Annotated in this window: 10 protein-coding genes; 8 read left to right on the top strand and 2 right to left on the bottom strand. The window is 27.0% G+C overall.

The window, feature by feature from the left end:
* Positions 1-111: 111 nt before the first annotated feature.
* Positions 112-297 (bottom strand): DUF4250 domain-containing protein, encoded by a 186-nt coding sequence (locus Q1J48_RS01610; protein WP_300360703.1) that lies wholly within the window; start codon positions 295-297, stop codon positions 112-114.
* 279 nt (positions 298-576) lie between these two features.
* Positions 577-837 (bottom strand): 30S ribosomal protein S20, encoded by a 261-nt coding sequence (rpsT, locus tag Q1J48_RS01605; RefSeq protein WP_300330464.1) that lies wholly within the window; start codon positions 835-837, stop codon positions 577-579.
* A gap of 233 nt (positions 838-1,070) precedes the next feature.
* Here rpsT and Q1J48_RS01600 point away from each other — a divergent pair, with 233 nt between their 5' ends.
* The 8 genes from Q1J48_RS01600 (at position 1,071) to Q1J48_RS01565 (ending at position 10,951) form a co-directional block, all read left to right on the top strand.
* A complete protein-coding gene (locus Q1J48_RS01600; protein WP_300360702.1) occupies positions 1,071-3,587 on the top strand; it encodes a helicase C-terminal domain-containing protein in 2,517 nt (838 codons plus the stop codon).
* Complete coding sequence (locus Q1J48_RS01595) at positions 3,574-5,682, top strand: HD family phosphohydrolase (RefSeq protein WP_300360701.1); 2,109 nt, start codon at positions 3,574-3,576, stop codon at positions 5,680-5,682. The genes Q1J48_RS01600 and Q1J48_RS01595 overlap by 14 nt, the downstream gene beginning before the upstream one ends.
* A 13-nt stretch (positions 5,683-5,695) precedes the next feature.
* A complete protein-coding gene (gene ybeY, locus Q1J48_RS01590) occupies positions 5,696-6,139 on the top strand; it encodes an rRNA maturation RNase YbeY (RefSeq protein ID WP_498040962.1) in 444 nt (147 codons plus the stop codon).
* A 103-nt stretch (positions 6,140-6,242) separates the two neighbouring features.
* The gene (locus Q1J48_RS01585; RefSeq protein ID WP_300360700.1) at positions 6,243-7,664 is read left to right on the top strand and encodes a Tle-like phospholipase domain-containing protein; all 1,422 of its coding nucleotides are present in this window, start codon (positions 6,243-6,245) and stop codon (positions 7,662-7,664) included.
* A gap of 112 nt (positions 7,665-7,776) precedes the next feature.
* Positions 7,777-8,412: a hypothetical protein gene (locus tag Q1J48_RS01580; RefSeq protein ID WP_300330479.1), complete on the top strand. Its 636-nt coding sequence runs from the start codon at positions 7,777-7,779 to the stop codon at positions 8,410-8,412.
* 17 nt (positions 8,413-8,429) lie between these two features.
* Positions 8,430-9,575, top strand: a complete 1,146-nt coding sequence (locus Q1J48_RS01575) for a DUF6348 family protein (protein ID WP_300360699.1) — start codon at positions 8,430-8,432, stop codon at positions 9,573-9,575.
* 65 nt (positions 9,576-9,640) lie between these two features.
* A complete protein-coding gene (locus Q1J48_RS01570; protein ID WP_300330485.1) occupies positions 9,641-10,045 on the top strand; it encodes an NfeD family protein in 405 nt (134 codons plus the stop codon).
* A gap of 15 nt (positions 10,046-10,060) precedes the next feature.
* Positions 10,061-10,951, top strand: coding sequence for an SPFH domain-containing protein (locus Q1J48_RS01565; RefSeq protein WP_300330488.1), 891 nt, complete (start codon positions 10,061-10,063; stop codon positions 10,949-10,951).

Here is a 10,951-nt window from a genome sequence, read left to right as displayed (position 1 = left end):
TATAGAGGAAAAACTTTATTTGTTATTCTTGGAATAGTGGTTGGATCATTGATAGAACTTATAATAAAAATATAGTTAAAATAAAAAGCTGTTTGATTAAAGACAGCTTTTTTATTTTGTAAAAAATTGATTTGTATTTTCATTATAACTATATCCATTTTCTTCAAAATGTTCTATAAGTTCTTGTTTGGATATATCCATATCTTCACAAAAATCATCTAGAGATAAATAAAAATCTCTAAGTTTCATATTGATCATACTATATGCAATATTGATATCCATATTTAAAAAATCCATTTAAACCCTCCTTAATAAATTTTTTACAATTTTTTTACATTAAATAAACATTATTTTAACGTTGGTATATTATAATTCATTTAGAAGAAAAAGATCACTTCTATTAAATATTAAGCTCAAAAGAGCTAGGTATATTTAATTAAACTATCCCAAATTGCATTTATCTATAAAGAATCAAATTTTTCGTTAAGAGAAGTTTGATTCTTTTATTTTCTCCAAAAAAAGAAATAAATCCAGAAACCTGTGTCTCTGGATTTTTTCTTAAGCTTAAAAATCAAATTATAATGCGTTAACTCTAGCTGCTAATCTAGATTTTTTTCTAGATATAGTGTTTTTCTTAGCAACACCTTTAGAAACTGCTTTGTCGAACTCTTTGTAAGCTGCTGATAAAACTTCTAAAGCTAAAGCTTTGTCGTTAGCTTCAACAGCTGCTAAAACTCTTTTAGCTGCGTTCTTAACTCTAGTTTTAACTGCTTGATTTCTAACTCTGTTTCTTTCGTTTAATTCTACTCTCTTTTTAGCTGATTTGTTGTTTGCCATTTGTAAAAAACCTCCTAAATTATTAAAAAAATAAATATTATTTAAGTTACATTATTTTTAATTTAACAGGTAAGATCTAAAAAGAGACACACACATATTAAAAACAATGGACCTCAGATATTATATCATAAATTGAAAAAAAAGCAAAGGAAAAATAAAAAAAATGTTCCTATTTTTTCAAAAAAAGAGTATCATATATACTAAAGATGTTATTTAGAAAAGAAAGGAATAATATGGATATAAATTTAAGAATAACTTCTGAAATTCAACAAGAAATGAAGAAAGAGATAGAAGAGGCTGGTGGAAATGAAGTTTTCTTTAGAGGAATATTGGATGAAGAAAAAAGAGTTTCTAAAATAATTGTAGTTGCTCGTGGAAATAAATATAGTGTGCCAGCAATTCTTGGAAGAATGAAGAGAGAAGAGGTAATAATTCATAATCACCCATCTGGTTATCTATATCCTTCAGATGCAGATATTGAAGTAGCTACGGTTTATGCTAATAAGATGAATGGTGGCTTTTATATTATAAATAATAAAGTTGATGATGTTTATGTGGTAATAGAACCATATAATGAAGAAAATCAAAAAATAGATATAGTTCCTTATTTTGAAGAAGAGGGTATAATTTCTCAAAATTTTAAAGAGTTTGAATTTAGAGAAGAACAACTTTCAATGGCAAGACATATTCAAGAGGGAATAAATCAAGAGAAAAAAATAATTGTAGAGGCAGGAACAGGAACAGGAAAAACTTTGGCATATTTGATACCGAGTATAGAATGGGCTGTTACAAATGAAAAAAGAGTAATAATAAGTACAAATACTATAAATCTACAAGAACAACTTTTAAATAAAGATATTCCTATGTTGCAAAAAATTATGGAAAAGAAATTTAAGTACGCCCTTGTAAAAGGAAGAGGGAATTATCTTTGCAACAGAAAATATTTTAATGTAAAAAGTGGAAAAAATAAGGAGATATTAGAATTTTCTCCAGAGCAAAAAAATCAATTGATAGAGATTTTAAATTGGGGAAAGGAAACAAATACAGGGGATAAGTCTGAACTTAATATAGAACCAGATTATACTGTGTGGGAATTATTCCAAAGTGAAAGTGATCTTTGTTTTTCTGGTTGTCCTCATAGAGAAGAGTGTTTTTTCTTTAAGGCTAGAGATGAAAAAAAGAGAGCAGATATTTTAATAGCTAATCACCATATATTTTTCTCAGATCTTGCAATAAAAAAAGAAATTGGATTTAGTAGCGATTACTCAATTCTACCTGAGTATGGGATGGTAGTCTTTGATGAGGCTCACAATGTGGAGAAAGTGGCGAGAGATTATTTTTCTTATGAGGTTTCAAGATATTCTTTTGTAAAATCTATGAATAAAATATTAAATGTCAGCAAATTAAAAGATGAGAATATAAATTCTGATATTAAACTTTTTGAAACTAATGAAAAAATAAAAGTGATAGGTCAGTTAAAAGATATTATTTCAATAATAGAAAAAACAGATTTTGATGAGAAGTCAGAATTGGAAGATATAATAGATAAAGATTTTATAAAAGAGCATATAAGTTTATTTAACTATGGAATTAAATATTTCGAAAGACTTATAGAGATATTTTCTAAAGGACAAAATGGAAATATTTCTGTGAGAATAAAAAAAGATGACATAGCAACAGATGGATTTTTAAAATTATTAGATGATTTTAGAGAAAATTTTAATTTAGAATTTACTAGATACTTAAGAACTGCTAAAAAAATAAAAGATATTTTATCTGATGTAGAGGATGCTAGTGGAAAAGTTAACGAGTTTTTAAAATATATAGAAAGAATAGAAAGTTTTTATGAGAATTTCCAGTTTATAAATAAGTTTGAAGATGAAGAATTTATTTATTGGGTAGAGGTAAATGAGAGAAAAAATAACTCAAAACTTGTGGCAACACCTTTAAAGGTGGATATGGAACTATCAGAAAATTTATATGACAATCTAAAACAGATTATATTTACTTCAGCAACACTATCAGTTAGTGAAAATTTTGAATATTTTAAAAAATCAATAGGACTTTTAGAGGAAACTTATGATAAAATAATAAAATCACCTTTCGATTATGATAAACAGATGAAAGTTTATATACCAAAAGGATTACCAGATCCAAATTCGAGAGAGTTTGCTGATTATATTCAAGAGATAATAAAGGTATTTTTAGAAAAAACTGGAGGTAGAACCTTTGTTTTATTTACCTCTTACAAAATGTTAAACTATGTTTATTACTCTATGAGAGAAGAGTTAGAAGAAAGTGGAATAACTTTATTTATACAAGGGATGTATCCTAGAACAAAAATGGTTGAGATTTTTAAAAAAAGTAAAGCACCAGTTTTATTTGGGACTGACTCTTTTTGGGAAGGTGTAGATGTAAAAGGGGATCAATTAAGTTCAGTAATAATAGTAAAACTGCCTTTTAAAGTTCCGAGTGATCCTGTTACAGAGGCTATAATAGAAACATTTGAACAAGAGGGAAAAAATTCATTTTTAGAGTATCAAATCCCAGAGTCAATTATAAAGTTTAAGCAAGGAATAGGACGTCTTATAAGAAGTAAGGAAGATAAGGGAATAATAACTATATTGGATAATAGAGTTATCACTAAAACTTATGGAAAATATTTTTTAGAGAGTATCCCTACTAAAAATATTTCTCGAATAGATGTTGAAGATATATTGAGAAGTGGAGGAAAGAATGAAAAAATTTAATTTTTTAGGATTTCGTCTTTTATTTAGACTTGAAAGAGAAAATAGAGATGACATTCAAGTATATTCAAATACCTATCAACTAAAAGATAGGGTGGTATATTTATTGGTATTTTTAACAATAATTGCTCTTAGTAGCCAATTGGGAAATATTTTTCAAAGAAATAAATATATTGATAAGGATATAATAAAAGAAAATATTTATGCGCCAAGAGATGTGAGATATAAAGATATATTAAAAAAAGAGGAGATAATAAAAAATATTGTTGACTCTTCTGAAAAAAAATATATCTATCTTCCAGAGATTGGACTGAAGTACTCAAATGGATTGAAAGAATTTTATAATGAAATTTTAAAATTAAAAGCAAAAAAATCTAAAAATTTTGATTATGATCTATTTGAAGAAAATTATCAATTAAAAATATCTCCTGATATAGTGGAAGAACTTTTGGATATGTCAAAAAGACAGATTGCCTCTCAAAGAAGAGAGTTGACAGAACTTTTAAGTTCTGTTTATTCTCACGGAATAAAAGAGGGTGAAACTTTCATTACAACAATGGGTGGAAAAGATTTTAAAGGAAAAGAATTAAATAACTTAGAATTTAAAATATTGGATATATTTACTTTTCCAAACTATGTTTATGATATTGAGAAAACAAAAGAGGATATTAAACAGAAAGTAGATAAGATTGATGATCAATATACAACTGTAAAGGCTGGAGAATTAGTTTTAAAGAAAGGTGAAATTTTAGATAAACAGAAGTTACAAACTTTAAAAGCTTTAGGGATTTATTCACCTTCTGAAACAATACTAAGATTTTTTATAAGTGCAATATATTTAGCGACAGTTTCAATAATATCTTACAACATTATAACTACGAGATTTAGAAAAGAACTTTTAAATAAAAATATATATGGAGCAACATTCTTAGTTTTTGCCTTATTATTTTTAATTTTTAAATTATTTTCTAAGGATTATTTATATTTAATTCCATTTGAAACTGGGTTTTTCTTATTACAAATACTTGTAAATTCAGTTTATGCTTTTTATTTTGGAATAGTGGCATTGATATACTTAACTCCGATGACAAATTATAATATGGTTTACTTTGTAATAACTCTTTTAACAATTTTATTTGCTACAAAATTTTTAAACAGTGTAAAGACAAGAGTACAATTTATAAATTTAGGAATACAACTTGCAATAGTAAAAGTTATAATATATTTCTCAATAACTTTTTTAAATTTTGGAATATCTGAAACATTACTTTTAGACTCAACAAAAATAATATTAGCAGGGGTATTTTCAGGAGTATTAACTCTAGCCATAGTTCCATACTTAGAGAGAACTTTTAATATTTTATCATCATTTAAACTTTTAGAGTTGGGAGATTTATCAAATCCATTATTAAGAGATCTATCTGTAAAAACTCCAGGAACTTTTTACCATTCAATGATGGTAGCAGCAGTATCAGAGGCAGCAGCAGAGGCTATTGGAGCAGATCCAATATTCACAAGGGTTGCAAGTTATTATCACGATATTGGAAAGATGAAAAGACCTAAGTTTTATGTAGAAAATCAAGAGGGGGGAGAAAATCCACACGATAAAATTTCTCCATTTTTAAGTGCTTTGGTTATCTTAGCTCATCCAAAAGATGGATTTGAGATGGCTAAAAAATATAAAATCCCAAGAGAGATTAGGGATATAATGCTAGAACATCATGGAACGACACTTTTAGCTTACTTCTATAATAAAGCCAAATCTTTAGATGAAAATATAAGAGAAGATGACTTTAGATATAGTGGTCCAAAACCAAAAACAAAAGAATCTGCAATAATAATGTTAGCCGATTCAATAGAGGCAGCAGTTAGAAGTATAGAACATAAAACTTATAATAATATTGAAGAGATGATAAGAAAAATTATTTTTAATAAATTAGAAGATGGACAATTAAAAGATGCTGATTTAACTTTTAAAGACATAGAAACAATTATAAAAGTATTTACAAAAACAATAATTGGTATCCATCATGTAAGAATAAAATATCCTGGACAGGATAAGTCAAAAGAAAGAGAGGAAAAAACAAATGAAAATTAATTTAGATTTAGGAATGAATATAGATGGTTTCGAAGATGAAATCGTCTATGAAGATATAGAAAAATATATAGTGGATGTATTAAATAGAGAATATGAAAGTGATAGAGAGGTTTATGTTTCTGTTCTTTTAACAGGAAATGATGAAATCCAAAATGTAAATAGAGATTTTAGAGGTAAGGATATGCCCACAGATGTAATCTCTTTTGCATATCATGATAATGAAGAATCAGATAATGGAGTTTATGATAGCTTAGGAGATATTATAATCTCATTAGAAAGAGTTGAGGAGCAAAGAAAAGATTATGGTCACTCATTCAAAAGGGAGTTTTATTATGTTTTAACTCACGGATTGTTACATTTAATGGGATATGATCATATGGAAGAAGAAGAGAAAAAAATAATGAGAGCCAAGGAAGAAGAGATTTTACAAGCTTATGGTTATACTAGAGATATATAAAAAGTAGGTGATACTATTGGAGACATCAAAAGGATATCTGTTTTTGAGTATACTTTCCTATTATAATTTTCCAGATAATTCAGAGGGAAAGAATATTGATAATTTGGTAAAAGATATAGATTATGTTTCTTTATCATCAAGTTCAAGCATTTTAAAAAATGACTTAATTAGAAAACAGAGAAGATTTTTTGAGAAAGAGATACAAGAATGGAAAATTTATTATATAGATGACAGAACAGGAAATAAAAAATCAAGATCAGGATTTTTTGCTGTGGTTTTTCAAAAAGGAAATAAATATGTAATATCTTACAGAGGGAGTGAAACCTATCCTTTTGAAGAGGCGTATAAAGATTTTATAGAGGCAGATCTATTAATAGGATTAGGAAAAAAACCCTTACAATTTTGGGAAGGTTTTGAAGTCTATGAAGAACTTTTAAAAAGAGGGATACCTCATAAAAATATAAGTATAACAGGACACTCTTTAGGTGGAGGGATAGCTCAGTTTGTGGCTATTATGGTATATAAAAAATATAAAATTTGTCCTTGTGTCTGTACTTGGAATTCTGTTGGAATAAGAAGAGATGGAATAATAGGGGTTGAAGACTTTATTGAGTATGAAAAGGCCTTATTGCCTTGTAATTTAACAGAAAAAGAAAAGGGATTTTTTTATGAATTTAAAGATGATTATATAGAATTTATAATGAAAGAATTAAAAAAGCAGAAAATTATAAAAGATAATAAAACTGTTTTAGTAAATGGAAATTTTAAATTAAATTTTGATTTAAATCAAGAATTCTTTCAGGAACTTTTAAAGCAAACAAATCTAGGAAAAACTTTAAACAAAATACCACTTTTTAGAAGAAAACAACTTTTACTTCAAGAAAGGATAATGGAAAAATTATTTTTAAGAGAAGATTTAATTAAAGAGATAAAAGAGGCGAAAATTTTTATAGAAAAATTAAATGAAAATAAGGTGTTTGAAGAGAAAGTTTTCAATTTTTGTCACTCGAAAGATTTTGTAAGTTGTCTTTTTCCTCATATAGGAATCACTTATCAAGTTGATTTGAATTTTTTAAAGAAAGATGTATCTAAAATTGGTAGATTTTTTAGAAACTTAAAGCTGTTTAATAAATCATTCCAAGAATTTCACTTTGAGGATGTTTTTATTCCTCTTATAGATAAAAATGGAGTTTTTACTCAACAGATTTCAGATGAATATATAGCAAGTGTCATAAGAAAAATAATTTATTTTGAAAAAAGTTTTTCAACAGATTTTTTAGCTGAATATTTTTCATTAAAAAGAAGACCTTATGACAATTCTGAAAAATTTAAAATGGCTTTACAAAAGGGTATAATAAAATGCCAAGAAAATATTTTATACAAAGATAAAGTTTTAGAGTCTATAAGAAAGATGACAGAAGAGGAACTAAATAATCTTTGGATAAAGGTATTGAGAAAGTTACCAAGTCCTTATTCACCAAAGGATATCTATGATTCGATAGTATTTAGAAAAATATATTTATAGAAGGGAGCTAAAAAGCTCTCTTTTTTTGTGAAAAATAATAACAAATATATTTCATTATAAAAAAAAGTATTATATAATAGAGGAAAATAACAAGTACAAAAAGGAGGAAAAAATGGACATAAATAATAAATACATCAATGAGGTTCAATTAGATGAAATTAATTGGAAAAATCTTGTAGGTACATACCATAAAGGAGAGATATTTTTAAAATACTATAATGATATATCTAGTGGAGATATAAAAAAATTAAAAGAAGGTCTAGAGAAGATAGAAGTAGAGATAGAACATCAAGATACCTTATGGCCATTGACTCCATTTGTAATGATTTTTTTAGGAAGACTTTTGACTTCAGCTCAACAACATTTTGAAGAAAATCCAGATGATGAAGAGATAAAATTTTATAAAGTTTTAGCTGAAAAAATATTGGATATTTTTAATATTGTGGCAGAGGCTCTTGACTTTGCTAAAGAAAATGGGATGGAATTTTTAGAAGAAAATATATATCCAAAGATGGATGAACTTTTAAATACAGAGGAGATGCAATCTATATTAGAAGAAGATTTTGAAGATGAAGAGGAATATGAAGAAGTTTTTTATGAGGAAGTTTTGACAGAGAAAGTTTATTGTAGTACAGTTTATTATACTGAACTTGTATTAGAAAACTTTAAAGATATAATAAAAAAATTAGAAAATAATCAAGAAGAAAATATAAGAGAGATAGCAAGAAAAATAAATACAATACTTTAAAAAATGTTAGGAGAATTATGGAAAGAGATTTTAGAGATATACCAATAGAGGATTTAAATTATTATTTATTAGAAAATATGAAAAATACATTGGAAGAGAGATGTGAAATAAGAGATAATATGCTTTTTATACCAGGGTATTCACTTTATATTAGACCTAAAGTGGTTAGAGCTGAGGAAGGTATGGCTATTATCCGTTATTTCCTTTTTTCAGAAAATTGGGATAGGGAAATATTTGAAACTTGTGCAAGTTTTGGAAAAAATAGAAAAAATTCCCTTCATAATGCAGAGGCTAATTTTATTTATGGAATTTTAACAGGAATAAAGTATATATCTGAAAAGAGAGAGTTTGAAAATATAATCACAGAGTATAATGGAAAACATAGTTGGAAATTATATAGAGGGGATATAGTGGGAATGGGAAACTCTTTAGAAACAGAAGGAACTGATACAGATGAGTTTTGGAATGTTATAAAAGATGAGATGCCTAAATATATGGGAAATCAGAAAATAATTTATATAAAAGTTTTTGGATCTAAAAATGGAGAAGAAGTTATTTGTGAGTGTCGTATAAATGATGAACCTATAAAAGAGCTTGGGAATTTAATAGAGGAAAGTGTAAAAAGATGGGGAAATAAAAAATTTATTTCTAAGAAACAATTTTTCTTTGTAGTTCAAGATGAGGAAACTTATACTCCTTATCCATATTCTGATGACGAGTTGAGAAAATATATTCTTGATACAGCCTATACTTTTGATAAATGTGAATTGGGTCAAGAGTATGATAATCTTATTATGAAGATAGGTGAAAAAATAAATGATTATGATTTGGCTGAAGAATTAATTGGATTTATGCCAGAGATTTGTGCCGAGAGAGCTTTTCCAGATTTAGTTTATCCAGAGAAAATAACTTTATATTTTGGAGATAGAGGTATAGGAGATTACACAAAGAGCCAGATAACAAGTTATTATAAAATTAAAAAAATACTCAACGAAGAGATAGACAAAGGAAATATTTTAAATGACTTATATCATAAATATATAGCTGTAAGTTCTATTTATAGTGTTATTTGTCAAGCTAAAGCAGATGGAGTAGATTTGTTAAAAGAAAAGGGATCAATAGCTTTATGCTACGGATTTTCTGAATATTATAAGCTAAGATAAACTTTTTTTATAAAAACAAAGTCTTAATAAGCAAGAAAAATGTATAAATAGGGGGGTGACTTCTTATGCTAAATTGGTTTTTAGTAGGGATCGTATTTTTAATAATAGAGGGAGTCAGTTTTGGTTTAGTTTCTATTTGGTTTGCACTAGGAGCTTTTGTAACTATGTTTTTTAACAAATTAGAAATGATAAACCAATTTTATATCTTTGTAACTGTTTCAGGACTATCACTTATTTTTATAAGAAAACTTGCTATGAAGTTCTTGAAAAAGAATGGAAAAGAATTAGATAGAATAAGTGGAAAAGAGGTTAAAATAGAAAAAAAATCAACTCGGGGAAATATGAAAATATATACAGTTTCTTTAGATGGAAAATATTGGGATTGTATTTCAGTAGATGATTTGGAAACAGGAGATGTAGCTACAGTAATAAAAATAGAAGGAAATAAGCTTATATTAGAAAAAAATTAAAAATGGAGGTAGTTTATGTTTTTTATATTTTTACTTGTTTTTATAGTTATAGTTTTATTGGCAGTGCATGTGAGAATTGTTGCTCAATCACAGGCTTATGTAATTGAAAGATTAGGAGTTTATCTTACTACTTGGGATGTTGGATTAAATGTTTTAATTCCTTTTATAGATAGAATTGCAAAAAAAATATCTTTAAAAGAACAAGTTTTAGATTTTCCACCTCAACCAGTTATCACAAAAGATAATGTTACTATGCAGATAGATTCTGTTATTTATTTTCAGATAACAGATCCTAAACTATATACTTATGGTGTTGAAAGACCTTTAAATGCCATAGAAAATTTAACTGCCACAACACTTAGAAATATTATAGGTGAAATGGAACTTGATCATACTTTGACATCAAGAGATACAATAAATACTAAGATGAGATCAATTTTAGACGAAGCAACAGATCCTTGGGGAATAAAAATAAACAGAGTTGAGTTAAAAAATATTATTCCACCAGCAGAGATCCAAGAAGCAATGGAAAAACAAATGAAGGCTGAGAGAGAGAGAAGAGAGTCTATCTTAAAAGCTGAAGGACAAAAGAAATCAGCAGTTCTTGTGGCTGAAGGAGAAAAAGAGGCTGCAATATTAAGAGCAGAAGCTAAAAAAGAGGCGGAAATAAGAGAAGCTGAAGGACAAGCTGAGGCTATATTAAAAATTCAAAGGGCTCAAGCAGAAGGAATTAAATTATTAAAAGAGGCTGGAGCAGACAAATCAGTTTTAGCTATAAAGAGTATGGAAACTTTTGCAAAAGTTGCTGATGGAAAAGCTACAAAAATAATAATACCAAGTGAGTTACAAAATTTATCTACATTTTCAGAGATATTTCACGAGCCACAAAATAAAATAGAAAAATAA

This window comes from Fusobacterium sp. (assembly GCF_029258315.1).
In the GTDB taxonomy this organism is placed as follows: Bacteria; Fusobacteriota; Fusobacteriia; order Fusobacteriales; family Fusobacteriaceae; genus Fusobacterium_B.
The sequence above is the reverse complement of the archived record's forward strand: the minus strand, read 5'-3'. Positions and strand labels throughout refer to the sequence as shown.

What these genes read in the sequence shown, in the direction of transcription:
- rpsT (WP_300330464.1), bottom strand. Translation starts at nt 837, where the DNA reads ATGGCAAACAACAAATCAGCTAAAAAGAGAGTAGAATTAAACGAAAGA.
- Q1J48_RS01595 (WP_300360701.1), top strand. Translation starts at nt 3,574, where the DNA reads ATGAAAAAATTTAATTTTTTAGGATTTCGTCTTTTATTTAGACTTGAA.
- Q1J48_RS01600 (WP_300360702.1), top strand. Translation starts at nt 1,071, where the DNA reads ATGGATATAAATTTAAGAATAACTTCTGAAATTCAACAAGAAATGAAG.
- Q1J48_RS01580 (WP_300330479.1), top strand. Translation starts at nt 7,777, where the DNA reads ATGGACATAAATAATAAATACATCAATGAGGTTCAATTAGATGAAATT.
- Q1J48_RS01610 (WP_300360703.1), bottom strand. Translation starts at nt 297, where the DNA reads ATGGATTTTTTAAATATGGATATCAATATTGCATATAGTATGATCAAT.
- ybeY (WP_498040962.1), top strand. Translation starts at nt 5,696, where the DNA reads ATGAATATAGATGGTTTCGAAGATGAAATCGTCTATGAAGATATAGAA.
- Q1J48_RS01575 (WP_300360699.1), top strand. Translation starts at nt 8,430, where the DNA reads ATGGAAAGAGATTTTAGAGATATACCAATAGAGGATTTAAATTATTAT.
- Q1J48_RS01570 (WP_300330485.1), top strand. Translation starts at nt 9,641, where the DNA reads ATGCTAAATTGGTTTTTAGTAGGGATCGTATTTTTAATAATAGAGGGA.
- Q1J48_RS01565 (WP_300330488.1), top strand. Translation starts at nt 10,061, where the DNA reads ATGTTTTTTATATTTTTACTTGTTTTTATAGTTATAGTTTTATTGGCA.